Source organism: Neisseria mucosa (assembly GCF_013267835.1).
GTDB lineage: Bacteria > Pseudomonadota > Gammaproteobacteria > Burkholderiales > Neisseriaceae > Neisseria.
The window spans coordinates 411,389-434,557 of record NZ_CP053939.1 but is presented as its reverse complement, the minus strand read 5'-3'; the positions used below and the strand labels follow the sequence as shown (position 1 = coordinate 434,557).

Below are 23,169 nucleotides of genomic sequence, written 5' to 3'. Positions count from 1 at the left end.
TCTGAAAAAATCAACGTACGTTTTTCATTAAACGTTGTTTCTCACGCTTCCAATCCGCTTCTTTCAGGCTTTGGCGTTTGTCATGCTGTTTCTTACCCTTGGCCAAACCGATTTCCACTTTGATTCTACCGCGGGTGTAATGCAGGTTTAAGGGCACAATCGTATAACCGGCGCGTTCGGTTTTGCCGATTAACTTATTAATTTCCGATTGTTTCAACAACAACTTACGCGGACGGACAGGGTCAGGTTTGACGTGTGTCGAGGCAGTGGGCAATGCGGTAATGTGGCAGCCCACCAAATAGAATGCGTCTTTTTTCCAGTAGATATAGCTTTCTTTTAATTGCACGCGTGCAGCGCGGATGGCTTTGACTTCCCATCCCTCCAATACTATACCGGCTTCGATTTGGTCTTCGATAAAGAAATCGTGAAAGGCTTTTTTATTATTGGCAATACTCATTGTGCTGATTCTTTACAAACTTTTCAGACGGCCTATTTTATCAGGCATGCTTAAAAATTAAAACGGCAAACGGTTTTGAAACGTTTATTCGCTTAAAACATGGCGGCGGTAAAAGCGGTCTATATCGGCAATGGCTTTTTCATCTTCAGGGCGTAAATCCAGTTTCAAATCGGCAAGGCGGATCAAAATTTGGTCTTCACGCTCGGCAACGGCGCAGCTGACCTCGCCTTCGCTGCGGAAATGACGGATAAGCTCGTCCAACTGGTTTAAAGCATTTTGATAAGATGAATTTGGATTCATAATTTTTAACTCGAACGCCCATAAAAAATGGCGGGAAACCCCGCCATGATTTTACGGCTTACGCCGCGCATTTGATTAAGCAGCTTGAATGTTAGCAGCTTGTTTGCCTTTAGGGCCGGTGGTTACGTCGAAAGACACGCGTTGGCCTTCTTTCAGGGTTTTGAAACCTTCCATGTTGATCGCTGAGAAGTGAGCGAACAGATCTTCGCCGCCTTCGTCAGGAGTGATGAAACCAAAACCTTTAGCGTCGTTAAACCATTTTACGATACCGGTTGCCATTAGAAACTTCCTATACTTAAAAATTAACAAAATCAGCAAAACAAGGCATACAGCAAACTAAAACGTTCAGCGTTTCTCCCCCGTTTTTATTACGCGGTCGAGTGCCAACTTCTGCTTAACTGTCTTTTTACATTTGTTAAGACAAAACGTCAAGCTATGTTTTCAAAAAAGTGGGAAAATAGAAAAAATTGGCCGAAATACAACAGAAAACGGTTTGCACTCTAAAACAGGCCGTCTGAAAACTGAAATCTAAGATCATGAACCATCCGAATACCGACCACCAATCCGATACCCTGCTCAGCGATATCAACACACAGCCGCCGAAACGTTACGGCGTATTTTTATTGAACGACGATTACACCACCATGGAATTTGTCGTCGAAATCCTGACCGAAGTCTTTATGCTTGCACAGGAACAGGCCGTGGCCGTCATGCTGCTGGTGCACCATGAAGGCAAAGGCCTGTGCGGCACCTACACGCGCGATATTGCGCAAACCAAGCAGCATCAGGTCATGGAACGCGCCAAAGCTGAAGGGCATCCGCTCAAATGTATAGTCGAAGAGGTTTAAACCATGCTTTCACCCGAATTGGAACACATCCTGCAACTGCTCTATCGTGAAGCACGCAACGCGCGTTATGAGTTTATCAGCTTGGAACACCTGCTTTTGGTGCTGATAGAAGAAGATGCGGCTGTGCCGAATGTCTTGAAACTGTGTGGTGCGGATTTGAAAGTCCTGTCCGAGCAGCTGGCCGCCAGCGTGGCCGAAAATACGCCGCAAATTCCCGATCATCTTCTGGATACGGTCGAAACCCAGCCGACATTGGGCTTCCAACGCGTCATCCAACGGGCGATGGTGCATACCCAGTCTGCCGGTAAAGCCGCAGTAGAGCCTTTGGATATTTTAGTTGCCATGATGAGCGAATCCGAAAGCCATGCCGTTTATTTCCTCAAATTGCAATCCATTACGCGCTTTGAAGTCTTGCGTTGCATTGCCCATGGCTCGCCCGATGACGAAGACGGCAATGATTCAGACGGCCTTGAACGTGAGGGCGAAGAAGCAGAACAAAAAACCGGCTCCCTTTCCGACTACACCGTCAACCTCAACGCCGAAGTCAAAGCCGGCCGCATCGATCCTTTGATTGGTCGCAAACACGAAATGGAACGGTTGGTGCAAATCCTGTGCCGCCGCCGCAAAAACAATCCGCTTTTAGTCGGCGAAGCAGGCGTAGGCAAAACTGCGCTGGCGGAAGGTTTGGCACATCAAATCGTCAACGGCGACATTCCCGACGCGCTGAAAGAAGCCGAAGTGTACGCACTGGATATGGGTTCGCTTTTGGCGGGCACGAAATACCGCGGCGACTTTGAAGCGCGGGTCAAATCCGTCTTGAAACAGCTCGAAAAAATCCCGCACGCCATTTTGTTTATCGACGAAATCCACACCATCATCGGCGCGGGCAGTACCAGCGGCGGCACGATGGACGCATCCAACCTGCTCAAACCCGCGCTGGCGAAAGGCTCGCTGCGCTGTATCGGCGCAACCACTTACGACGAATACCGCACCATTTTCGACAAAGACCACGCCTTAAGCCGCCGCTTTCAAAAAATTGACGTGGTCGAACCCACCGTTTCCGAGACCGTGCAAATCCTGCGCGGCTTAAAGCCAATGTTTGAAGATTTCCACCAAGTGCGCTATACGCAAGGTGCGCTCGAAGCCGCCGCCGAACTTTCCGCCCGCTACATCAACGAACGTTTCCTGCCCGACAAAGCCATCGACGTGATGGACGAAGCAGGCGCAGCGCAACGGATTTTGCCCAAATCCAAACAGAAAAAAGTCATCGGCAAAGCGCAAATCGAAACCGTCATCGCCAAAGTCGCGCGGATTCCTGAAAAAACCGTGTCGCACGACGACAAACAAGTGTTGCAATTCCTCGGCCGCGATTTGAAAAACATGGTTTACGGTCAGGAAAATGCCATCGACGCGCTGGTTGCCGCCGTCAAAATGTCGCGCTCCGGCCTTGCCCTGCCCGACAAACCGATAGGCAGCTTCCTCTTCTCCGGCCCGACCGGCGTCGGCAAAACCGAAGTCGCCAAACAGCTTGCCTACTCAATGGGTGTATCGCTGCAACGCTTCGATATGTCCGAATACATGGAACGCCACGCCGTATCGCGCCTCATCGGTGCGCCGCCGGGCTACGTCGGCTTTGAACAAGGCGGTCTTTTGACCGAAGCCGTCAACAAACAGCCACATTGCGTGTTGCTTTTGGACGAAATCGAAAAAGCCCACCCCGACATTTTCAACGTCCTCCTGCAAGTCATGGACGCAGGCAAACTGACCGACAACAACGGCAAGAGCGCCGATTTCCGCAACGTCATCCTGATTATGACCACCAACGCAGGCGCGGAAAGCCTCAGCCGACCCAGCCTCGGCTTTACCACCAAACGCGAACGCGGCGACGAAATGCAGGCAATCAACAAACTCTTTACGCCCGAGTTCCGCAACCGTTTGGATGCGATTATCCCGTTTGCGCCCCTGTCCGAACCCGTCATCGCCAAAGTCGTGGACAAATTCCTGCTCCAGCTCGAGCACCAGCTCCTCGACAAAAAAGTCGAAGCCGAATTCACGCCGGCATTGCGCAAATATCTGGCAGAAAAAGGTTTCGACCCACAAATGGGCGCACGCCCGATGCACCGCCTGATTCAGGAAAAAATCCGCAAACCGCTCGCCGACGAACTCCTGTTCGGCAAACTCGCCGACGGCGGCTTCGTGCGGATAGACTGGGATGCAGCAAAAGAAGAAGCCGTGTTGAAGTTTAAGAAAAACAAGGTCAAACCTGAAGCAGAAACTGTTTAACCAGTTGAAAAATAAAAGGCCGTCTGAAATTTCAGACGGCCTTTTTATCTCAATCAAAAATCTGATTTACAAAACGGATTTTACAGTAGCAACCACATTGTCTACGGTAAAGCCGAATTCTTTAAAGAGCAAGTCAGCAGGTGCAGACTCGCCGAAGCGGTTAATACCGACCACTGCACCGTTCAAACCAACGTATTTATACCAACCGTCGGCGTGTCCGGCTTCTACGGCTATGCGCGGCAAGCCTTCAGGCAGAACGGCGGCTTTATAGGCGGCGTCTTGGCGGTCGAATACGTTGGTGGATGGCATGGAAACAACGCGCACGGCAACACCTTGTTCTGCCAATACTTTTTGCACTTCCAGAGCTAATTCAACTTCAGAACCGGTGGCAATGATGACGGCTTGGGCGTTGCCTTGGGCTTCGCTGATGACGTAGCCACCGCGTTTGATGTCGTTCAGTTGTTGTTCGTTGCGCGCTTGGAATTTCAGGTTTTGACGACTGAAAATCAAGCTGGACGGATGATCGGCCGCTTTAACGGCTTCAGACCACGCCACCAAAGATTCAACGGTATCGCACGGACGCCATACGTCCATATTTGGAATCAGGCGCAGGGTGGCGGTTTGTTCGACAGGTTGGTGGGTTGGGCCGTCTTCACCGAGGCCGATGGAATCGTGGGTAAACACAAATACTGGGTTGATTTTCATCAGCGCTGCCATACGCAGGGCGTTGCGTTCGTATTCGCTAAACATCAGGAAAGTCGCGCCGAAGGGTTTTACACCGCCGTGCAAGGCAAGGCCGTTCATGATAGCGCCCATGCCGAACTCGCGTACGCCGTAGTGAATATAGTTGCCGCCGTGTTCGCGGGTAACGGAGACGCTGTTTGACCAGTCAGTCAGGTTGGACGGGGTCAGGTCGGCAGAACCGCCCACCAATTCGGGCAGCTCTTTGGCCAGAATTTCGATGCTGTTTTGGCTGGCTTTACGGGTGGCGATGGTTTCGGCTTTGGCACACACTTCTTTCAATGCGGCTTGAACGTAAGCATCGAAGTTGTCCGGCAGTTTTTTATCCATGCGGCGCACGAATTCTGCGGCTTCGGCGGGATATTTGGCTTGATATTGGGCAAAAAGCTCGTTCCATTCGGCCTCAAGTTTCGCGCCTTTTTCTTTTGCATTCCATGCGGCATAGATTTCTTGAGGGATTTCAAACACAGGATAAGTCCAACCCAAATGTTTGCGCGTGGCTTCGATTTCGTCCGCGCCCAAAGGTGCGCCGTGGGTTTTGTGGCTGCCTTCTTTGTTGGCGCTGCCTTTGCCGATTAAGGTTTTGCAGCAGATAAGGGACGGTTTGCCGGTTTCGGCTTTGGCCGCTTCAATGGCCGTCTGAATGGCATCGGTATCATGACCGTTTACATTTGGAATCACATGCCAGCCGTAGCTTTCAAAACGTTGCGGGATGTTTTCGGTAAACCAGCCGTCCACTTTGCCGTCAATGGAAATATTGTTGTCATCATATAAAACAATCAGCTTGCCCAAGCCCAAAGTGCCGGCGAGCGAACAGGCTTCGTGCGACACGCCTTCCATCATGCAGCCGTCGCCCATGAAGACGTAGGTGTGGTGGTCAACGATGTTTAAGCCGTCTTTATTGAATTCGGCAGCCAAGATTTTTTCGGCCAAAGCCATGCCCACTGCGTTGGCAATACCTTGTCCCAACGGGCCGGTCGTGGTTTCCACACCGTCGGTGTAACCGTATTCGGGGTGGCCGGGGGTTTTGCTGTGCAATTGGCGGAAGTTTTTCAAGTCTTCGATGGATACGTTGTAACCGGTCAGGTGCAACAGGCTGTACAGCAGCATGGACGCGTGGCCGTTGGAAAGGATGAAGCGGTCACGGTTGTAGAATTTAGGATTGGCAGGGTTATGGTTGAGGAACTTCGTCCACAATACTTCCGCCATTTCCGCCATACCCATAGGTGCGCCGGGGTGGCCGGAGTTTGCTTTCTGTACGGCATCGACTGAGAGGAAACGGATTGCGTTTGCCAGTTGAGACATGGTTTGACCTTCCTTGGACAAGATTGGAAATATGAAAAAAGGTGTACCGATTATCGCCTGAATCAGCCGTGCTTTCAAGGATAGCTTTTGATATTCGCTTTGTCAGACGGCCTGTTTCCACTCGGTTGCCCGAAACGGACAGGATAGATGATATTAACTGTTATTTCGTTTTGAAACAGTGCTTTATATATTTTTATCGTGTAAATAGCAAATCACTATAAGTTTGCACACAGGCCGAACCATAAACCTTTGAATACTGCCCTTTTCAGACGGCCCTACATCAAACGGCCGCAAGGAATCCATCGTTAAGACGAAGTCCCTCTTTTGCTTTGAATAGAGTCAAATGTTATGATTTGTATGCACGCGAAAGGCCGTCTGAAAACATTCACATCAAACTACTACCATGACAACAGGCTTGTGTGCACTTCATCAAGGAACACTGAAATGTCACCAGAAAACCAAGCTGAAAACACCACACCCTCAACAGAAAAAACAGCAAAAGCCACTCCGCCCAAACCTTCCAAACCCAAATCCAGCGTGATTCAAATCCATCCCGAAGGTGAACGCATCCATCCCAAAAAGGCGGAAGGACGCTTTGCCAAACTGCGTATCGCCGCCGTATTGGCGACCCAGTTTGTATTTTACGTTATTCCATGGTTCAACTGGAGCGGCCGTCAGGCGGTTTTATTCAATATCCCTGACCGTCATTTCTTCATTTTCGGACTGTCGCTGGGCATGGGCGATTTGATCTACCTTGCCTTGCTGCTGATGATTTGCGCATTCGGATTGTTTTGGTGGACAACCATTGCCGGTCGTTTGTGGTGCGGCTATTCATGCCCGCAAACGGTTTACACCGAAATTATGCTGTGGATTGACAACTTGGTCGAAGGCGATAGAAACAAACGCCTAAAACTGGAAAAATCGCCGTGGAATTTCACCAAAATCCGCACCAAAGCCACCAAATACCTGCTGATTTTCCTTGTCTGCGCATGGACAGGCATTACTTTTGCAGGCTGGTTTGTCCCAATCCGCCAGTTTGTTCCTGATTTGTTTGCCGGAGCAGCAGGCGGCGGCGCGATGTTTGCCGCAGCGTTTTACGGATTCATGACTTTCTTCTTCGCCCACATCATGCGCGAAAAAGTTTGTCTGCATATGTGTCCGTATGCACGCTTCCAAAGTGCAATGTTTGACAAAGACACGCTGATTATTTCTTACGATGCCGAACGCGGCGAACCGCGCGGCGCACGCAAAAAAACCGCCAACAAAGAAGACAGCGGCTTGGGCGACTGCATCAACTGCACCATGTGCGTGCAAGTCTGCCCCGTCGGTATCGACATCCGCAACGGTTTGCAATACCAATGTATCGGCTGCGCGGCGTGTATCGATGCCTGTGACGAAATCATGGACAAAATGGGCTACGAGCGCGGCTTGATCCGTTATACGACCGAAGGCGCGTTGGAACACGAATACCCTGAAAGCGACATCAAAAAACGCTTGAAACGTCCGCGCGTAGCCGGTTATGGCGCAGTACTCCTGGTGGTCATCATCGCCTTCTTAGTCGGCATTTCCACCCGAAAAATGGTCGAAGTCGATATCCTGAAAGACCGTGGCGTCATGGTTCGCGAAAACAGCCAAGGCTGGTTGGAAAATGCCTATAACCTGCGCATTATCAACAATAGTGAAAACGAACAACTGATGACCGCAACCGTCAAAGGCTTTGACGAAATCGCGCTGACCGGCCTGCCTGAAAACGGTATTAAAATTGCGCCGCGGGAAACCGTTACCATCCCGGTACAGGTATCTACCATTCCCGAATACGCCGACAAAGGCAGCCATCCGATCGAATTTACCTTTACCTATCGTGAGACCGGCTCTGCCGACTCCAAACCGACTACTTTAGAAGAAAAAGCAACCTTTATCGGAGAATAAACGGTGTCCCCACAACCCCAAATCAAACCTTGGTACAAACATATTTGGCCCTGGGTGCTGATGGCCGGCCCCATCTTCGTCGTTATCGCCAGCGTTTCCATGTTCTTCGTCGCAAAAGAACACACGACAGACTTGGTGTCTGACGATTACTACAAAGACGGCAAACACATCGAAATCCAACTTCACCGCGATGAAGAAGCCGTTAAACGGCAAATTCAGGTGCAGGTCTTAATCAGTCCGGATATGAACGCCGCCAAAGTATTCGTCAGCGGACAATTCGATACCAAACAGCCATTAAACCTATTGTTGATGCACCCGACGCGCAAAGCCGATGACCAAACCGTCAAGCTGCGCGCCGTAACAGCCGAACCGCAAAACGGCCGCATGGAATACGAAGCCGTCTTTAAGCCTTTACGCCCAACCAATCATTGGTACTTGCGCGTTGAAGATGCTTCAGGCGTATGGCGTGTTGAAAACAAATGGATAGTCAGCCAAGGCAATGCAGTCAACCTGACACCCATGGACAAATTGTTCGACAACGGCAAACAAGCCGCTTCAACAGAACAATAAATCCCGACCCAGGCCGTCTGAAACCTTTCAGACGGCCTGAAATCTTCATGCCCTCTTATATTTATTCTCTTCCAAATATGATTTTTTCCGATTGGCGCAGACTGACCGAAAACGAAGTCCGTATGGCAAAACAAGTTTTTGCGGACAGCATAGATTTCCACCGCATCAAAATATATCGCGGCATTCCGCTTATACCCAACGCCAATACCGCCATTGCACCCAATGGAAACATATACTTTCCGCGTAAACACTGCCCCGAAGATTTCACTCAAGCCGGCATAGCCTACAAAATTTGGCTGATTCATGAGCTGACACATGTCTGGCAACACCAACACGGTCACAAAGTTTGGCTTTCCGGCCTATTCATCATGCTCAAAGGCGGATACAGAAAACGCAAAGCTTACGCCTATCCCATCCCCTTACCACACATTAACCAATTAAATATCGAACAGCAGGCAGACCTTATTGCCCACTATTTCGCAGCCACTTTTCTACCCAAAAACATTTACACCCCGCAACAGCCTATTTTTCAGACAGCCTTAGCAGATTTTCTTCACAACCCACACGATAAAAACCTATGCCCGAGATACTTGTCGGCAAAAAAACAACACTTCAAAAAGCAGAGTGAACAAATAAGCTATAATGAACAACCCGACACATCATCCAAAAGATCCCAAACCATGCCTTGGAACATACCTATTTTACTTACCTGGATGCGCGTCCTATTAATCCCCGTGTTCACCATCCTATTCTATTTACCGAACACATGGATTCAACCACAAACCGTCAACTGGACAGCCGCCATCATCTTTGCACTTGCCGCTATTACAGACTGGTTCGACGGCTTTTTGGCACGCCGCTGGAAACAAACTTCCGACTTTGGCGCATTCCTCGACCCCGTTGCCGACAAACTCATGGTCGCAGTTGCCCTGCTCCTGCTCGTCAGCCTTGGCAGGACATACGCCATCTTCGCCATGATTATCATCGGCCGGGAAATTACCATTTCCGCCTTGCGCGAATGGATGGCACAAATGGGCAAACGCGGCAGCGTTGCCGTGGCAACCATCGGCAAATTCAAAACCACTGCCCAAATGATCGCCATCTTCCTTTTGCTTATCGGCACAGACAAATATAACGATCCTTTCTATCTCATTGGTAACATATTGATGTTTATAGCATCTGTATTGACCATCTGGTCAATGTGCTACTACCTGAAAATGGCATGGAAAGAATTCAAATAAATTTTTTAAAAAAATAAAAACAAAACACTTGACGCACACGATTAAATCCATAATAATTGCGTCTTCTTCGATATACGAAGCAACAAATATCAGAGCGGGAATAGCTCAGTTGGTAGAGCGCAACCTTGCCAAGGTTGAGGTCGCGAGTTCGAGACTCGTTTCCCGCTCCATTCCGATTACTTGTTGATTGTTCTTTTTCAATATGCGGGAATAGCTCAGTTGGTAGAGCGCAACCTTGCCAAGGTTGAGGTCGCGAGTTCGAGACTCGTTTCCCGCTCCAGTTTAATTTCAGATGCACTCAAATGCGGGAATAGCTCAGTTGGTAGAGCGCAACCTTGCCAAGGTTGAGGTCGCGAGTTCGAGACTCGTTTCCCGCTCCATCAAATCATGCATCCGAATATGCGGGAATAGCTCAGTTGGTAGAGCGCAACCTTGCCAAGGTTGAGGTCGCGAGTTCGAGACTCGTTTCCCGCTCCAGTTTCATACTACAACACTCAAGCGTAGTTTTGGCGAGATAGCAAAGTGGTTATGCAGCGGATTGCAAATCCGTCTACGCCGGTTCGATTCCGACTCTCGCCTCCATCCCTTTCATGGCGGGGTGGCAGAGTGTTTATGCTATAAGGGGTGCAACCCTTATACAGGCCGGTTCAAATCCGCGCCCCCGCCTCCAACTTCTCAATTTACTGTCTACGCCCGGGTGGTGAAATAGGTAGACACAACGGACTTAAAATCCGTCGGCCCTAAACCGGCCGTGCCGGTTCGATTCCGGCTCCGGGCACCATTTACCGCTTTTAAGCGGTTATTTTTTTGTCTATTACAATCTACAAAACAAGAACTTTCAGTTATTTTTACAGGCCATAACCTTAGCCTATTTATACCTATTTACATCTAATTATCCCAACCGCTTTTAGAAAAGTAATCAACCACTACCCCATCAGATATCCCCCTGATAAGCTAAATCTTTTATAAAACATGAGTTTTGAAAATACTATTCCAATTTCCATCGCAGAAAAGTAAATTTCTCATTTTAAAATTTCCCAAAATGATAAGGCCGTCTGAAAATCCTTTTTCAGACGGCCTTATCATTCAAATCAGAAGGACTTAAACCAAGTTCTCCAGCATCCATTTCACGTAACGGCTGACGCCTTGTTTTACATCCAAGAATTCTTCTGTATACCCGGCTTCACGCAGCTTGGTGATGTCCGCTTGAGTGAAGCTCTGATATTTGCCTTTAAGTGCATCTGGGAATGGAATATAGCGAATAAGTTCTTCTTCAACCAGCTCTTTCAAACTCATTTCAGGCTTGCCTTCGGCTGCACGGCAGGCGTTGACGGTTGCGGCGGCAAGTTCGTTAAACTGTTGGCTGCGGCCTGTACCGAGGTTAAAGATGCCTGAAAGCTCGGGATGATCGAAGAAGTAAAGGTTAACTTTGGCGACGTCTTCTACGCTGACAAAATCGCGGGTTTGTTCGCCGTTGCCGTAGCCGTCATTGGCGCCAAACAGGTTAACATAGCCATGTTCACGGTATTGGTGGAAATGGTGGAAGGCGACGGATGCCATACGGCCTTTGTGTTGCTCCTGCTGTCCATATACGTTGAAGTAACGGAAGCCGACGACTTGGGCGGTCAGGCCTTCTTTCATGCGACGGCGCAATACTTGATCAAACAAGAATTTAGAGTAGCCGTAAACATTGAGTGGTTTTTCCAGTTCGCGCTCTTCTCGGAAGATTTCGCCTTTGCCGTACACGGCGGCGCTGGAAGCATAAAGAAACGGAATACGTTCGTCCTGACACCAGTCCAAGAGATCAAGCGTGTACTGATAGTTGTTGTCCATCATGTAGAGGCCGTCGTGGTTCATGGTGTCGGAACACGCGCCTTGGTGGAAGACGGCTTCGATGTTTTCGTAAGGCAGAAGATGGCCGCGCACTTGGCGGATAAATTCATGTTTATCGAGATAATGGGCAATTTCACACTCGGCAAGGTTTTTAAATTTTTCGCCTTTGCTCAAATTGTCAACGGCAACAATGTCGGTAATACCGCGCTGGTTAAGTGCTTTAACGATGTTGCTGCCGATAAAGCCGGCCGCGCCTGTTACGATAATGGTCATAATAAGTTTCCTTTATTTTGATTTTTCAGACGGCCTTGAAGTAATCATGCCGTCTGAAAATAAAAACTTCTCTGTCTGGATTATTTTCCAATTCTTATTTTTAGACGGCATTTAGAATTTTAAGGCCGTCAGAAACAATCATTATTGCTCTTCCAATGCCTTGGTCAATTCGGCAAACGAGCAAACCGCCGTACCAAGTTTTGCCACGACAACGCCTGCCGCCGTATTGGCAAGGTGCATCGCTTCAGGCATGGTATAACCTGCCGCCAAACCCAAGCCCACTCCGGCAATAACGGTATCGCCCGCACCGGATACATCATAGACTTCTTGAGCCCGTGTAGGCTGATAAATCGGCTCGCCCTCATTGAACAAGGTCATGCCCTCTTCGCTTCGGGTCAGCAAAATTGCGTTCAAATCAAGATGACGGCGCAGGTTTTGAGCTTTTTCGGTCAAATCGTTTTCGTTTTTCCAACTGCCCACCACTTCTTTCAATTCTGCACGATTCGGCGTAATCAGCGTAGCACCGGCATATTTTTCGTAATCGTCGCCTTTGGGGTCGATTAAAACAGGTTTACAGGCCTGTTTCGCCCAATCAATCATATCGGAAATATGCGACAGGCCGCCCTTGCCGTAATCTGAAAAAATAATGGCATCATATTCAGGCAACACTTCGCGGTATTGCTGCTTGATTTGTTCCAATACCTCACGATGCGGCGGCTCTTCAAAATCAAGTCGGATAAGCTGCTGGTTGCGAGCAACAACGCGCAGTTTGACAGTAGTCGCAATTTGCTTGTCGCGCATCAGATAGGAAGAAACACCGTCTTGCGCCATCAACGCATCCAGTGCATCCGCAGCTTCATCATCGCCAGTCACGGACAACAGCCCTGCTTTGCCACCCAATGAGGCGATATTGCGCGCAACGTTTGCCGCGCCACCCGCGCGTTGGTCGATACGTCCGATTTTCGCCACCGGCACGGGGGCTTCAGGAGAAATACGGGACACATCGCCAAACCAATAGCGGTCGAGCATCACATCGCCGACAACAAGGACTTTGGCTTGTGCAAAACGAGATTTGAGGGTTTCTTGTTGGAACTTGGTGGGCATATTGCCTCCGTTGTTAAAATTTTCTGCAAAACTGCGTATTCGGATTATCCGTCCGAAAGTCTGAAAATGTCCTGAGATTCATATACCTGCACTGAATGTTCAGGCGGTCTCAAAGCTACTTTCAGCATGGCTTTTGCCAATGTCTCAACGGCAAGCGGACGTTGGTTTTTCAGCAGGCCGATGCGGTTGAGTCCGTACAAAATCCGTTTGGCGACTTTTTCGCCCAAGCGGTCGCTATTTGGACGAATCAATAATGGCGGACGGAAAATGATAAGGCGCGGAAAGTTCAAAGCAATCAATGCCTGCTCCAATTCGCCTTTCATCCTTTGATAAAACAGGCGTGAAGCGGCATTGGCGCCGGAAGCGGAAACCAAAACCAAGGTATTCACGCCGTTTTCTCGTGCGGCTTTGGCAAACTTAAGATTTGCTTCGTAATCGACAGCCCATTACGCCTCTTTGCTGCCTGCTGCTTTCAAAGTCGTGCCCAAGCAGGCAAACAATACATCACCCTGCACTTCATCACGCCATGTTTCAATCTGTGCAAAGTCAATCTGATGAGCGTACAGTTTTGGATGGGAAAAATCGGAATTTCTGCGTCCGAAGCAGTCGATACGCTCGATTTCCGAATGATCTGTCAACAAGGGTAACAGGGATTTGCCTGTTGCGCCGGTTGCTCCGATGATGATGGCTCTCATATTCAGACTCCTTAAGCGTTTGCTACGCGATTCACTTCGCGCAATACGGCTACCGGATCGGCAGCTTTGGTTACCGGACGGCCCATTACCAGATAAGTCGAGCCTGCCGCCAATGCTTCGGCCGGTGTCATGATGCGGCGTTGATCGTCGTTGTTGCCGGCAACGTCCAAGCGGATACCCGGCGTAACCAAGACAAAATCTTGTCCTAATTCGCGGCGCAACGGTGCGGCTTCTTGAGCAGAACATACCACGCCGTCCAAGCCTGAACTTTGCGCCAGTTTCGCCAAGCGGATGACTTGTTCTTCAGGGGCGATGTTCAAACCGATTTCGGCCAAGTCGCTTTGTTCCATGCTGGTCAACACGGTTACACCGATCAAAAGCGGCTTGGTGTGATATCCGGCAACGGCTTCTACGGCGGCTTCCATCATGCGGCGGCCGCCCGATGCGTGCATATCGACCATCCAAACGCCCATATCGGCGGCAACTTTGCATGCCTGAGCGACGGTGTGGGGAATATCGTGGTATTTCAAATCGAGGAAAAGTTTGAAACCTTGATTGATTAAGCTTTCCGCCAAATTGCGGCCGGTCGCGGTAAACAGCTCTTTGCCGATTTTGATTTGACACAATGTCGGGTCAAGATTGCGGACAAATCCGAGCGTGTCTTTTTCGTTGGCAAAATCAAGGGCGACGATGACGGGAGTGCGTTGTTGCTGGGTTTGGAAGTCGGAGATTAAGGGATTCATAAGATGCCTGCGGATAAACGGTTATAGCTTCGATTTTAACAGCTTTTGTACACAAAAGGCCGTCTGAAAATATTTTTTCAAACGGCCTCATCACAACATACCTTAATTATTCTTATATAAATCTAAAATTTTTACAGAAAATTCATCATCGCTGAAAAAAAAGGCTGGTGGAACTTCCAATACTTCAGCAATTTTCTGCAAAGTATTCAAATCAGGCTGATGATTTCCTTTCTCATAACGATTAATACGCGTACTTGCCACAAACTCATCTAATCCTATCGCCAGTCCCAGCTTCTCCTGCGTCAAATTTTTTGCTTTTCTTGCTTCCTTAAATCGCCTTGTAAAAATTTCTTGTAAATTCATAACTTCTATCCTAAAAATCAAAGTTACGAATCTCGTATATTTCTCTTGATTATTTACTACGAATAACGTAGTATTTAATGATTTTATACTTTACCTATTGTGAGAAAACCATGACACCAGACCAAGAATCAAAATGCCATAAAATTATTCATTCTCATGCAATTGCTGCTGCCGCAGGCAACGCCATACCAGTACCAGGACTGGGTATCGCTACAGATATGGTTACAATGACTACCATGTGCACAAGTCTTTGTGCTGTTTTTGGTGGCAATATGACCGAAGCAGCTGCCAAGGCAATGGCTATTGCTGCAATTAAAAATACCATGTTAAAACAACCCATAAAAACAATGGCAAAAGAACTTTCAAAATTAATTCCAGGCTTAGGCAGCGTTGTTGCACCAACTATTTCTGTTGCATTACTTGAAGCAGCAGGATGGACTCTAGCAAAAGAACTAGAACAAAAATTCAGTTGATCCTCATACAATAATATGAAAAGGCCGTCTGAAAATATTTTTTCAGACGGCCTCATGATTTTACTTCGGCAAAACTTATTTGCCCAAACCTTTCAATACTTCGGCTTTCACGGCTTCTACTGCTTGGGTGCCGTCAACTTTGATGTATTTCGGCGCGTGTTCGCCTTCCAGTTTGCTGTAAAAATCAACCAAAACTTCGGTTTGCTCGTGGTAAACGGCAAGGCGTTTTTTCACGGTTTCTTCTTTGTCGTCATCGCGTTGAATCAAATCTTCGCCGGTTACGTCGTCTTTGCCTTCGACTTTAGGCGGATTGTAGGTAACATGGTAAGTACGGCCGGAAGCCAAATGCACGCGGCGACCACTCATGCGGTCGACAATCACGCTGTCGGGTACGTCGATTTCAACAACCGCGTCCAAATCCACGCCTGCTTCAACCATCGCTTCGGCTTGTGCCAATGTGCGTGGGAAACCGTCAAACAGGAAACCATTTTTGCAGTCGTCTTGGGCGATGCGTTCTTTCACCATGCCGATGATGATGTCGTCGCGCACCAAACCGCCTTCATCAATAATTTTTTTTGCTTCCAAACCCAGCGGGGTGCCTGCTTTGATGGCCGCGCGGAGCATGTCGCCGGTAGAAATTTGAGGAATGCCGAATGCGGCAGTGATGAATTGGGCCTGAGTGCCTTTGCCTGCGCCGGGTGCGCCCAACAATAATACTTTCATGATGAGTCCTTCTTGGTTTATGGATTTGATGTTTGTTTAATTCTACACGCCTTGCGTTTATCGTTCAAAACTTCAGACGGCCTGCTCTGCGCCAAAGTGCTGCCACGCATCATCGCGCATTTCGATAAACCAGCTGTCTTCGGGGAAGCGTTCCAACGCGTCTTTCAACGTGGAAAGTAGATTTTGGGACAAGGCTTTTGCCAAATATTCTTCCTCGTTGGCTTCTGCCGCTTTGTCCGGCTGTTGCGCCAAACCGAGGGCGCGTGTCCGATGGCCGTGTGCCAGATAGTTGAGCGCAATCACTTTTTGCGCCCAAAGCTGGGGAATGTCGGGGCTTTCCTGCAACAACACCGATAAAATCGATACGGCGACCGCCAACCGTCCACCGGTCATGCGCAAATCTAAAGACTGGTTGGGCGGCAGGGTGCTGAGCATTTCTGCCATGCGAAACCAAAATTCGCCGCTGGCTTCATCGGGCGCGGCCACTTTCAACATTTCGTAGTTGAACTCTTGATCGTCGTCTTTGACCAGCAAAGCGACATCGGCAAGCAGTTTTTGTTCGTCACGGCTCAAATGGCGTAAATCATTCATGTTTTTTCCTTTCAGACGGCCTCGAACACAGCCCTTACCCTGTCCAAATCTTCCTGCGTATCCACGCCGGCGGCTGGCGCTTCTTGGGCAATTTCAACGGCAATCGGATAGCCGTGCCACAAGACGCGCAATTGTTCCAGCGATTCGATGGTTTCCAAAGGAGAAACTTCCATTTCGGAATAGCGTTGCAGGAAGCCTGCGCGGTAGGCATAAATGCCGATATGGCGTAAAACGGCTGTTTCGGAAGGCAATTCGCGTTTTTCGGCGCGCATGGTGTCGCGCGGATAAGGAATCGGAGCGCGGCTGAAATAGATGGCGTTGCGGTTTTTGTCGAGGACGGCTTTGACGACGTTGGGATTCATAAACTCGTCAAAATCGTGCAATTCGTGGGCGGCCGTCGCCATTTGCACATTGTTTTCAACCAAAACTTTGGCCGTACGGTTGATGAGTTCGGGATCGATTAAAGGCTCGTCGCCTTGTACGTTCACGACAATCAGATGCTGTGGCAGTTTCAGCGTATTGGCCGCTTCGGCAAGGCGCGTTGTACCGCTTTCATGTTGATTGGAAGTCATGACCACTTCGACACCGTGCACCTGACAGGCCGTCTGAATATCGGGATGGTCGGTGGCAACGACAACACGCGCAGCCTCGCTTTTTGCTGCTTGTTCGGCAACGCGTACAACCATCGGTTTACCATGAATATCAGCCAAAGCCTTGCCCGGCAGACGTGAAGAATCCAACCGCGCCGGAATCAATACGACAAATTCGGTCATGCTTTCAGTTCCTCTTCGCTCAACGCTCGCGCTTCGTTTTCCAGCATATAAGGGATGCCGTCTTTAATCGGATAAGCCAGCTTCGCCTGACGGCTCCACAATTCCTGTTTGTCTTGATGGTATTCGAGTTTGCCTTTGGTAACAGGACAAACAAGGATGTCTAAGAATTTTTTTTCCATGGGGGTTTACTTTCGGGTTTGGTGGTTTTAGTGAAACTCGCTGCACTCGTTTTGGCGAAACTCGCTGCGCTCGTTTTCAGACGGCCTCAAGAGGCATCATTTTTTCCGTGCCGTTTTCTTTGCTTGCTTTGTTTGCCGTGTACAGACTTGGTCAGGATTTTTGCCGTTGTACATGATCTGACGGATTTTACGGACTAAATTTTTGTTTTTACTGGATTTTTCGTATTTTTCAGTGATAATTCTCAATATTAGATTCATTGTAGCCTCAAAATAGCGCGGCGTTTTAGTAAGTATAATTGCCCCACTGCAGTGCCGTAAAAGTCAATCAATGCGTTGACTTCTTCCTGAGTATAAACCGCCTTTATACCATCTAAAGCTGCTTTATGTACCTGGGTATTCTCTTGTAGTGCATTAATTTCGTTCATTAATTGATTTGTATATTTTTTAAGGACCTCTTCTAACTGTGGACGCTTATCTTTTGGCACATCTTTTAAAAAATCCTGTATCTTCGGATCAGAGAGCACAATACCTCCATCGCTTTGGAGAGACTGATTCAGCAGTGCATCCATCTTCTGAACTTCAAACAAACGCTCCAGCGACGCATCACTGGGCGGCGCGGCAAACGCATTGGCACACAAGACCAGCGTGGCGAAGGGCAATAATAAGGTTTTCAGTTTCATTTTTTCTCCTTTTCAATAAAAAAATATTTTCAGATAGTCGGAAAATTATTTGGCACATTCCGAAGAATGTTTATTACCCTTACACAAAATATCGCGTGTTTGAGCCTCAAAAGCGGGCGTATATTTATCGCTTGCATTGAGGTAGTTTTGACTCATGTTTTTTTGGATAATCTCATCGCTCAGCTTATCGAAATGCTTGACTTTTTCGAGCGCAGACTTGCCGGCACCATGCCCAAATGCTTCAGCCATCTTTTCTATATCCGATTGGCTCAATACATCCTCAAGATTTCCACCATGCTGTTGTAAACTTCTTATCTTTTTCAAAATATTTTTTCCCTGAGCCGAAGAGAAAAAACGGTTGGTTGCATCGACTTCTTCTTGTGTAAATACTTTCTGTACGGCACGCTTTTCTTCATCCAACCATTGTTTTTTCAACTCAGGGCGGCTCAAATCGTCTTGCATATTTTTCATATAACGGCTGATGACCGCCTTCATCTGCGCTTTTTGCGTTTTGGGCGTCATCGCTAACAAGCGCTCATTGTCCTCTTTATTCACCATCTCCAAAGAACGTTGTACTTTCTCGCTATAATTATTGCTTATGTCTTGAATCTCCAACCATTTCATTGCAGATTCATCACTTGGTTTAGCAGCCAGGCTTTGAGTGGATACAAATAAAGCTGCGCAAGCGACCAACAAATATTTTAACTTCATGATTTACTCCTATCGCGTAGTTTGAAGATCATCTTTAAAACATCTGTGAAACATATATAAGCATTTAGATTGAAACTTTCGCGGATACGAACACCGCCAAATTAGGTTCAATTATCGCACAAACAGGCAAGACCCATACATGATTCAGATTAAGGCCGTCTGAAAACTTGACTGCATCTTTCTCCGTAATAATGACCACATCCGCATTGGGCAAGTCTGCTGCTGCGATGTCGGCATGGTCGGGCAGTGCAACGGTTTGGTTCAAGGTGATGCCCATGTTCCGCAACGAATCGAAAAAACGCTCCGGCTTGGCGATACCGGCGACGGCGGCGACGGTTTGATTTCCCAAACCCGCAAAATCCAATTTTTCAGACGGCCTGTTCAAACGGTAAATCCGCCCTGTTTCAATATGGCTGGCAAACATATTTTCAGACGGCCTAAATGCCGCATCTGCTTTCCCTCCGCTGACGACAACCGCATCAACGGAAGCCAATCGAGACAAAGGTTCGCGCAAGCTGCCGTTGGGCAGTAAATCCAAATTGGTACGCCCTGTATCTGCCGCAGGAAATACGGCAATTTCCATATCGCGTTGCAAGGCATAATGTTGCAAACCGTCGTCGGCCACAATCAATTTAAGCTCCGGATGCGCCGCAAGCAATGCCCTGCCTGCTTCTGTACGGCTGCTGCCTACCGCCGTAGGCGCACCGGTTTGGCGAAATAATAATAAAGGCTCGTCGCCTGCATCTGCCGCGCTGCTGGCTGTATTCAATACATGAACCGCCTTGCTCTTGCGCCCGTAACCCCGGCTGATGATGCCGACCTTAACGCCCTTTTTCTGCAAACCCGACACCAGCGCGGCGACTATCGGCGTTTTCCCTGTTCCGCCTGCATGGATATTGCCGACCACCACCACTGGCACAGGCAATTTTTCGCTTTTCAGACGGCCTGAAACAAAATCATCGCGCCGTTTCGCCGCAATTTTGGCAAACAGCTTGGACAATGGTTTTAACAGCAAAGACAAAAACGGATTGGGGGATTGCCAATGGCGCTCGATAATTTGGTGGAGTTTGGGCATACGCACGGCTTTTGAAGCGAAAATCAAACGATAATATAACACAAGCCTGCCCGGACAAGGCCGTCTGAACATGCGGCTTTGATAATATTAAAACAAAGGGCGCAAGTTTCATAAAAACGAATACAACGAATCGCCCTAAAACCCTTATAATTCAGCTTTCCCCAATTTTTCTGTTTCGTAATGTCCGAACTCTTCGCACCCTCCTCCATTTCCGTATCCGAACTCAACGCCCTCGCCAAAGCCTTGTTGGAAGACCATCTCGCAGGCTTGTGGATTGCCGGCGAAGTGTCCAACCTGACCCATGCCGCCAGCGGACATTATTATTTCTCGCTCAAAGACAGCCGCGCGCAGGTACGTTGCGCGATGTTTAAAGGTGCGGCGGCGCGTTTGGCGAAGCCTTTGAAAGAAGGCGACCATATCGAAGTATCAGGAAAAATCAGTATTTATGAAGCGCGGGGCGAATTTCAGATTACCGTGAACGAGGTGCGGCTCAAAGGCTTGGGGCAGCTTTACGAAGCCTATGAGCGATTGAAAGCGCAGTTGCAGGCGGAAGGCGCGTTTTCAGCGGAACGCAAAAAACCGTTGCCCGCCCGTCCGCAATGTATCGGTATCATCACCAGCCTGGCGGCGGCGGCATTGCGCGATGTTGTAACCACCTTAAACCGCCGCGCGCCTGAAATTCCCATTATCGTTTATCCGACGCCCGTTCAAGGTACAGGCAGCGAGTTGCAAATTGCCCAAGCGATTAAAACCGCTTCGCAACGCGCCGAATGCGATGTGTTGATTGTCTGTCGCGGCGGCGGCAGCATTGAAGACTTGTGGGCGTTTAATGAAGAGCCGGTCGTGCGTGCCATTGAAGCCTGCGCGATTCCCGTTGTCAGCGGCGTAGGACACGAAACCGATTTCACGCTTGCCGATTTTGTTGCCGACGTACGCGCGCCCACGCCGACCGGCGCGGCAGAATTGGTCAGCCCAAACCGCCAAGAATCGTTACACCGCCTCGCCCAAGCCAAAGGCCGTCTGAAAACCGTTTTGGAACAACGCTATTTCGATGCCAGCCAAAAACTCGACTGGCTCGCGCGGCAAATCCGTCATCCGCGCCAAAAACTTGACGATCAGCGCGCTTCAATCAGCAAACTGGCGCAAACGCTGTCTTACTCGATGACGCAAAACCTCCGCGCCCATACCGCCCGTTTTGAACGCCAAACCCAAACCCTGAAACATTGCCATCCTGATGTTTCCATTTACAAACACAACATCGACCACTTTCAGACGGCCTTATCGCATTCCTTCCGCCAGCTGCTTACCCACCGCCGTCAAAGCCTGACCGCCCAAGCAGCATTGCTCGAAGCCGTATCGCCGCAGCATATTCTAGAGCGCGGTTTCTCCGTCGTCAAAAACACCCGCGGACAAGTCATCCGCAATGCCGATACGTTGAAACAAGGGCAGAAACTGCACATCACTTTTGCCGACGGCGAAACCGACGTACGCGTGACCAAAGAGCAGGCGCAGGGCGAGTTGTTTGACTGACGCAATAAAGGCCGTCTGAAACTTTATGCTGATGAAGTGAAACTACGACTGCCTTTTAAAAATCCTTAACCTGCCAATGCGGTATAATGCCTCATCTGCACCCGCAGCATATACGGAAACATTATGGACAACTCACAAAATACAGAAAATCCGATTCCACCGCGCAACTCCATCCGCAAAAACAGCATTTACCTGCTGCCCAATTCCTTTACCATCGCCGCACTGTTTTGCGCCTTCTTTGCCATTACCCAGTCTATGCACGGACGTTATGAAACAGCGGCGATTGCAGTTTTCCTTTCCATGCTGCTCGACGGTATGGATGGACGCGTGGCGCGGCTGACCAACAGCCAAAGCGCGTTCGGCGAACAGCTCGACAGCCTTGCCGATATGGTCAGCTTCGGCGTCGCGCCTGCCCTGATTGCCTACAAATGGCAACTTTGGCAATTTGGCAAAATCGGTTATTCCGTTGCCTTTATCTACTGCGCCTGCGCCGCCCTGCGTTTGGCACTGTTCAACACGCTTATCGGCAAAGTCGACAAACGCTGGTTTATCGGCGTGCCCAGCCCGACTGCCGCTGCGTTGATTGTTGGCCTGATTTGGGTCAACCACAGCGTCGAGCGTTTCCCCAACGTGCATTGGTGGGCATTGGGTATCACCCTGTTTGCCGGCATTTCCATGATTGTGCAGATTCCGTTTTGGAGCTTCAAAGAAATCAACATCCGCCGCCAAGTGCCGTTTATGGGCATGGTGTTGGCCGTATTGATTCTGCTTTTGATCAATTGGGAGCCTTCGCTCGTCCTCTTCCTGTTTTTCCTCGGTTACAGCTTGTCCGGTTATGTGATGGCAGTCATCCGTTGGTTTAAAAAACGCCATAAATCACACAAACACGACAAGGCCGTCTGAAATGTGGTCTTGGGACATCATCCTTGCCCTGCTCGCCGTCGGCAGCGCGGCGGGCTTTATTGCCGGGCTGTTCGGCGTAGGCGGCGGCACGCTGGTTGTCCCCGTTGTCTTATGGGCATTGCAACTGCAAGGCGTAGGCAACCACCCCTATGCACAGCATCTCGCCATCGGCACTTCCTTTGCCGTCATGGTGTTTACCACCTTCTCCAGCATGTATGCCCAGCATAAAAAATACGCCATCGATTGGGCAACCGTCCGCCGGATGACGCCGGGCATGATACTCGGCGTCTTCCTCGGCGCAGCAACGGCAAAATATATGCCGACGCTGGCTTTGCAGGTTTTCTTTATTGCATTTCTTACCCTTATCGCACTCAAAACCCTACGCGATTCCAAACCCACACCTTCACGCACCCTGCCCGCCCTCCCCGGCCTGACAGCCGCAGGCACGCTTTTTGGTGCGGCTTCAAGCTGGGTCGGTATCGGCGGCGGTTCACTATCCGTTCCATTCCTACTGTATTGCAACTTTCCGGCGCACCGCGCCATCGGCACATCTTCAGGCCTGGCATGGCCGATTGCAGTTGCCGGCACCATCGGCTATTTTGCCAACGGTTTGCCTATTGCCAACCTGCCTGAAGGTGCGGCAGGCTTTATCTATCTTCCGGCCGTAGCCATTTTGAGCATTGCCACCATCCTCTTTGCCCCGCTCGGCGTTAAAACGGCGCACAAGCTGCCCGCCCGAAAACTCAAAATTGCTTTCGGCATCATGTTGCTGCTGATTGCCGCCAAAATGACTTGGAATTTGATTCATTAAATCTTTCTTGTGAAAAGGCCGTCTGAAAATCTTTC

Annotated in this window: 26 protein-coding genes and 7 tRNA genes; 16 read left to right on the top strand and 17 right to left on the bottom strand. The window is 49.2% G+C overall.

Annotated elements, in window-relative coordinates; genetic code table 11:
- Nucleotides 1–10: 10 nt before the first annotated feature.
- The 3 genes from smpB to FOC66_RS02005 all read right to left on the bottom strand — a co-directional run bounded on the left by smpB (nucleotide 11) and on the right by FOC66_RS02005 (nucleotide 1,036).
- The gene (gene smpB, locus FOC66_RS02015) at nucleotides 11–457 is read right to left on the bottom strand and encodes an SsrA-binding protein SmpB (protein ID WP_003679566.1); all 447 of its coding nucleotides are present in this window, start codon (nucleotides 455–457) and stop codon (nucleotides 11–13) included.
- 84 nt (nucleotides 458–541) lie between these two features.
- The gene (locus FOC66_RS02010; RefSeq protein WP_003746135.1) at nucleotides 542–757 is read right to left on the bottom strand and encodes a hypothetical protein; all 216 of its coding nucleotides are present in this window, start codon (nucleotides 755–757) and stop codon (nucleotides 542–544) included.
- A 75-nt stretch (nucleotides 758–832) separates the two neighbouring features.
- A complete protein-coding gene (locus FOC66_RS02005; RefSeq protein WP_002217533.1) occupies nucleotides 833–1,036 on the bottom strand; it encodes a cold-shock protein in 204 nt (67 codons plus the stop codon).
- A gap of 257 nt (nucleotides 1,037–1,293) precedes the next feature.
- Between FOC66_RS02005 and clpS the strand changes: the two genes are divergently transcribed.
- Nucleotides 1,294–1,605, top strand: a complete 312-nt coding sequence (clpS, locus tag FOC66_RS02000; protein WP_003679561.1) for an ATP-dependent Clp protease adapter ClpS — start codon at nucleotides 1,294–1,296, stop codon at nucleotides 1,603–1,605.
- A 3-nt stretch (nucleotides 1,606–1,608) separates the two neighbouring features.
- Nucleotides 1,609–3,888, top strand: coding sequence for an ATP-dependent Clp protease ATP-binding subunit ClpA (clpA, locus tag FOC66_RS01995; RefSeq protein ID WP_003746132.1), 2,280 nt, complete (start codon nucleotides 1,609–1,611; stop codon nucleotides 3,886–3,888).
- Between the two features lie 66 nt (nucleotides 3,889–3,954).
- Here clpA and tkt read toward each other — a convergent pair whose 3' ends face one another.
- Nucleotides 3,955–5,934: a transketolase gene (gene tkt, locus FOC66_RS01990; RefSeq protein WP_003746130.1), complete on the bottom strand. Its 1,980-nt coding sequence runs from the start codon at nucleotides 5,932–5,934 to the stop codon at nucleotides 3,955–3,957.
- A gap of 444 nt (nucleotides 5,935–6,378) precedes the next feature.
- On the opposite strand from tkt, the gene ccoG reads away from it, so the two are divergent.
- The 10 genes from ccoG to FOC66_RS01935 all read left to right on the top strand — a co-directional run bounded on the left by ccoG (nucleotide 6,379) and on the right by FOC66_RS01935 (nucleotide 10,455).
- Complete coding sequence (gene ccoG, locus FOC66_RS01985; RefSeq protein WP_003746126.1) at nucleotides 6,379–7,863, top strand: cytochrome c oxidase accessory protein CcoG; 1,485 nt, start codon at nucleotides 6,379–6,381, stop codon at nucleotides 7,861–7,863.
- Between the two features lie 3 nt (nucleotides 7,864–7,866).
- The gene (locus FOC66_RS01980; RefSeq protein ID WP_003746123.1) at nucleotides 7,867–8,433 is read left to right on the top strand and encodes a FixH family protein; all 567 of its coding nucleotides are present in this window, start codon (nucleotides 7,867–7,869) and stop codon (nucleotides 8,431–8,433) included.
- Nucleotides 8,434–9,113: 680 nt separating this feature from the next.
- Nucleotides 9,114–9,674: a CDP-diacylglycerol--glycerol-3-phosphate 3-phosphatidyltransferase gene (pgsA, locus tag FOC66_RS01970; RefSeq protein ID WP_003679552.1), complete on the top strand. Its 561-nt coding sequence runs from the start codon at nucleotides 9,114–9,116 to the stop codon at nucleotides 9,672–9,674.
- A 94-nt stretch (nucleotides 9,675–9,768) separates the two neighbouring features.
- Nucleotides 9,769–9,844, top strand: a tRNA-Gly gene (locus FOC66_RS01965).
- A gap of 34 nt (nucleotides 9,845–9,878) precedes the next feature.
- A tRNA-Gly gene (locus tag FOC66_RS01960) sits at nucleotides 9,879–9,954 on the top strand.
- 24 nt (nucleotides 9,955–9,978) lie between these two features.
- A tRNA-Gly gene (locus FOC66_RS01955) sits at nucleotides 9,979–10,054 on the top strand.
- Between the two features lie 21 nt (nucleotides 10,055–10,075).
- Nucleotides 10,076–10,151: transfer RNA gene (locus FOC66_RS01950), tRNA-Gly, on the top strand.
- Nucleotides 10,152–10,182: 31 nt separating this feature from the next.
- Nucleotides 10,183–10,256 (top strand) — tRNA-Cys (locus FOC66_RS01945).
- A 10-nt stretch (nucleotides 10,257–10,266) separates the two neighbouring features.
- Nucleotides 10,267–10,344 (top strand) — tRNA-Cys (locus tag FOC66_RS01940).
- A 21-nt stretch (nucleotides 10,345–10,365) separates the two neighbouring features.
- Nucleotides 10,366–10,455 (top strand) — tRNA-Leu (locus FOC66_RS01935).
- Nucleotides 10,456–10,775: 320 nt separating this feature from the next.
- Here the strand turns inward: FOC66_RS01935 and rfaD are convergent.
- From rfaD to FOC66_RS01910, 6 genes are all read right to left on the bottom strand, one after another.
- Entirely contained in the window at nucleotides 10,776–11,780 is a 1,005-nt protein-coding gene (rfaD, locus tag FOC66_RS01930; RefSeq protein ID WP_003746119.1) for an ADP-glyceromanno-heptose 6-epimerase, read from the bottom strand.
- A 141-nt stretch (nucleotides 11,781–11,921) separates the two neighbouring features.
- Nucleotides 11,922–12,884: a D-glycero-beta-D-manno-heptose-7-phosphate kinase gene (gene rfaE1 / locus FOC66_RS01925; protein WP_003746117.1), complete on the bottom strand. Its 963-nt coding sequence runs from the start codon at nucleotides 12,882–12,884 to the stop codon at nucleotides 11,922–11,924.
- Nucleotides 12,885–12,928: 44 nt separating this feature from the next.
- A complete protein-coding gene (locus tag FOC66_RS10680) occupies nucleotides 12,929–13,273 on the bottom strand; it encodes a hypothetical protein (RefSeq protein ID WP_003746115.1) in 345 nt (114 codons plus the stop codon).
- A gap of 57 nt (nucleotides 13,274–13,330) precedes the next feature.
- Complete coding sequence (locus FOC66_RS10675; protein WP_003746114.1) at nucleotides 13,331–13,579, bottom strand: NADH dehydrogenase; 249 nt, start codon at nucleotides 13,577–13,579, stop codon at nucleotides 13,331–13,333.
- 11 nt (nucleotides 13,580–13,590) lie between these two features.
- Nucleotides 13,591–14,322 carry an orotidine-5'-phosphate decarboxylase gene (gene pyrF / locus FOC66_RS01915; protein ID WP_003746111.1) on the bottom strand — a complete coding sequence of 244 codons (732 nt, stop codon included), beginning with the start codon at nucleotides 14,320–14,322 and terminating at the stop codon, nucleotides 13,591–13,593.
- Nucleotides 14,323–14,424: 102 nt separating this feature from the next.
- Nucleotides 14,425–14,685, bottom strand: a complete 261-nt coding sequence (locus tag FOC66_RS01910; RefSeq protein ID WP_003746109.1) for a helix-turn-helix domain-containing protein — start codon at nucleotides 14,683–14,685, stop codon at nucleotides 14,425–14,427.
- 77 nt (nucleotides 14,686–14,762) lie between these two features.
- Here FOC66_RS01910 and FOC66_RS01905 point away from each other — a divergent pair, with 77 nt between their 5' ends.
- Nucleotides 14,763–15,158 (top strand): hypothetical protein, encoded by a 396-nt coding sequence (locus FOC66_RS01905; protein WP_003746108.1) that lies wholly within the window; start codon nucleotides 14,763–14,765, stop codon nucleotides 15,156–15,158.
- 75 nt (nucleotides 15,159–15,233) lie between these two features.
- On the opposite strand, the gene adk is transcribed toward FOC66_RS01905, so the two are convergent.
- The 7 genes from adk to lpxK form a co-directional block, all read right to left on the bottom strand.
- A complete protein-coding gene (gene adk / locus FOC66_RS01900) occupies nucleotides 15,234–15,881 on the bottom strand; it encodes an adenylate kinase (RefSeq protein WP_003746105.1) in 648 nt (215 codons plus the stop codon).
- A 72-nt stretch (nucleotides 15,882–15,953) separates the two neighbouring features.
- Nucleotides 15,954–16,472 (bottom strand): hypothetical protein, encoded by a 519-nt coding sequence (locus tag FOC66_RS01895; protein WP_003746102.1) that lies wholly within the window; start codon nucleotides 16,470–16,472, stop codon nucleotides 15,954–15,956.
- Nucleotides 16,473–16,483: 11 nt separating this feature from the next.
- Entirely contained in the window at nucleotides 16,484–17,245 is a 762-nt protein-coding gene (gene kdsB / locus FOC66_RS01890) for a 3-deoxy-manno-octulosonate cytidylyltransferase (protein WP_003746101.1), read from the bottom strand.
- Nucleotides 17,242–17,424, bottom strand: a complete 183-nt coding sequence (locus FOC66_RS01885) for a Trm112 family protein (protein ID WP_003746098.1) — start codon at nucleotides 17,422–17,424, stop codon at nucleotides 17,242–17,244. The genes kdsB and FOC66_RS01885 overlap by 4 nt, the downstream gene beginning before the upstream one ends.
- 254 nt (nucleotides 17,425–17,678) lie before the next feature.
- Nucleotides 17,679–18,104 carry a DUF2059 domain-containing protein gene (locus tag FOC66_RS01880; RefSeq protein WP_003746096.1) on the bottom strand — a complete coding sequence of 142 codons (426 nt, stop codon included), beginning with the start codon at nucleotides 18,102–18,104 and terminating at the stop codon, nucleotides 17,679–17,681.
- A 45-nt stretch (nucleotides 18,105–18,149) separates the two neighbouring features.
- A complete protein-coding gene (locus FOC66_RS01875; protein WP_003746094.1) occupies nucleotides 18,150–18,815 on the bottom strand; it encodes a hypothetical protein in 666 nt (221 codons plus the stop codon).
- 64 nt (nucleotides 18,816–18,879) lie between these two features.
- On the bottom strand, nucleotides 18,880–19,890 hold the full coding sequence (gene lpxK / locus FOC66_RS01870) for a tetraacyldisaccharide 4'-kinase (protein ID WP_036493566.1): 1,011 nt from the start codon (nucleotides 19,888–19,890) through the stop codon (nucleotides 18,880–18,882).
- A gap of 180 nt (nucleotides 19,891–20,070) precedes the next feature.
- Between lpxK and xseA the strand changes: the two genes are divergently transcribed.
- The 3 genes from xseA to FOC66_RS01855 all read left to right on the top strand — a co-directional run bounded on the left by xseA (nucleotide 20,071) and on the right by FOC66_RS01855 (nucleotide 23,134).
- Entirely contained in the window at nucleotides 20,071–21,420 is a 1,350-nt protein-coding gene (gene xseA, locus FOC66_RS01865) for an exodeoxyribonuclease VII large subunit (RefSeq protein WP_003746088.1), read from the top strand.
- Between the two features lie 123 nt (nucleotides 21,421–21,543).
- Entirely contained in the window at nucleotides 21,544–22,323 is a 780-nt protein-coding gene (gene pssA, locus FOC66_RS01860) for a CDP-diacylglycerol--serine O-phosphatidyltransferase (protein WP_003746086.1), read from the top strand.
- A 1-nt stretch (nucleotide 22,324) separates the two neighbouring features.
- Nucleotides 22,325–23,134 carry a sulfite exporter TauE/SafE family protein gene (locus FOC66_RS01855; protein WP_003746083.1) on the top strand — a complete coding sequence of 270 codons (810 nt, stop codon included), beginning with the start codon at nucleotides 22,325–22,327 and terminating at the stop codon, nucleotides 23,132–23,134.
- Nucleotides 23,135–23,169: the final 35 nt, after the last annotated feature.

Coding starts and splice junctions, on each gene's coding strand:
- pyrF (WP_003746111.1), bottom strand. CDS start 14,322: ATGAATCCCTTAATCTCCGACTTCCAAACCCAGCAACAACGCACTCCC.
- FOC66_RS02005 (WP_002217533.1), bottom strand. CDS start 1,036: ATGGCAACCGGTATCGTAAAATGGTTTAACGACGCTAAAGGTTTTGGT.
- adk (WP_003746105.1), bottom strand. CDS start 15,881: ATGAAAGTATTATTGTTGGGCGCACCCGGCGCAGGCAAAGGCACTCAG.
- FOC66_RS01875 (WP_003746094.1), bottom strand. CDS start 18,815: ATGAAGTTAAAATATTTGTTGGTCGCTTGCGCAGCTTTATTTGTATCC.
- FOC66_RS01895 (WP_003746102.1), bottom strand. CDS start 16,472: ATGAATGATTTACGCCATTTGAGCCGTGACGAACAAAAACTGCTTGCC.
- ccoG (WP_003746126.1), top strand. CDS start 6,379: ATGTCACCAGAAAACCAAGCTGAAAACACCACACCCTCAACAGAAAAA.
- clpA (WP_003746132.1), top strand. CDS start 1,609: ATGCTTTCACCCGAATTGGAACACATCCTGCAACTGCTCTATCGTGAA.
- FOC66_RS01905 (WP_003746108.1), top strand. CDS start 14,763: ATGATTTTATACTTTACCTATTGTGAGAAAACCATGACACCAGACCAA.
- kdsB (WP_003746101.1), bottom strand. CDS start 17,245: ATGACCGAATTTGTCGTATTGATTCCGGCGCGGTTGGATTCTTCACGT.
- tkt (WP_003746130.1), bottom strand. CDS start 5,934: ATGTCTCAACTGGCAAACGCAATCCGTTTCCTCTCAGTCGATGCCGTA.
- pssA (WP_003746086.1), top strand. CDS start 21,544: ATGGACAACTCACAAAATACAGAAAATCCGATTCCACCGCGCAACTCC.
- rfaE1 (WP_003746117.1), bottom strand. CDS start 12,884: ATGCCCACCAAGTTCCAACAAGAAACCCTCAAATCTCGTTTTGCACAA.
- FOC66_RS01885 (WP_003746098.1), bottom strand. CDS start 17,424: ATGGAAAAAAAATTCTTAGACATCCTTGTTTGTCCTGTTACCAAAGGC.
- FOC66_RS01910 (WP_003746109.1), bottom strand. CDS start 14,685: ATGAATTTACAAGAAATTTTTACAAGGCGATTTAAGGAAGCAAGAAAA.
- xseA (WP_003746088.1), top strand. CDS start 20,071: ATGTCCGAACTCTTCGCACCCTCCTCCATTTCCGTATCCGAACTCAAC.
- FOC66_RS01880 (WP_003746096.1), bottom strand. CDS start 18,104: ATGAAACTGAAAACCTTATTATTGCCCTTCGCCACGCTGGTCTTGTGT.
- smpB (WP_003679566.1), bottom strand. CDS start 457: ATGAGTATTGCCAATAATAAAAAAGCCTTTCACGATTTCTTTATCGAA.
- lpxK (WP_036493566.1), bottom strand. CDS start 19,890: ATGCCCAAACTCCACCAAATTATCGAGCGCCATTGGCAATCCCCCAAT.
- rfaD (WP_003746119.1), bottom strand. CDS start 11,780: ATGACCATTATCGTAACAGGCGCGGCCGGCTTTATCGGCAGCAACATC.
- FOC66_RS10675 (WP_003746114.1), bottom strand. CDS start 13,579: ATGAGAGCCATCATCATCGGAGCAACCGGCGCAACAGGCAAATCCCTG.
- FOC66_RS02010 (WP_003746135.1), bottom strand. CDS start 757: ATGAATCCAAATTCATCTTATCAAAATGCTTTAAACCAGTTGGACGAG.
- clpS (WP_003679561.1), top strand. CDS start 1,294: ATGAACCATCCGAATACCGACCACCAATCCGATACCCTGCTCAGCGAT.
- pgsA (WP_003679552.1), top strand. CDS start 9,114: ATGCCTTGGAACATACCTATTTTACTTACCTGGATGCGCGTCCTATTA.
- FOC66_RS01855 (WP_003746083.1), top strand. CDS start 22,325: ATGTGGTCTTGGGACATCATCCTTGCCCTGCTCGCCGTCGGCAGCGCG.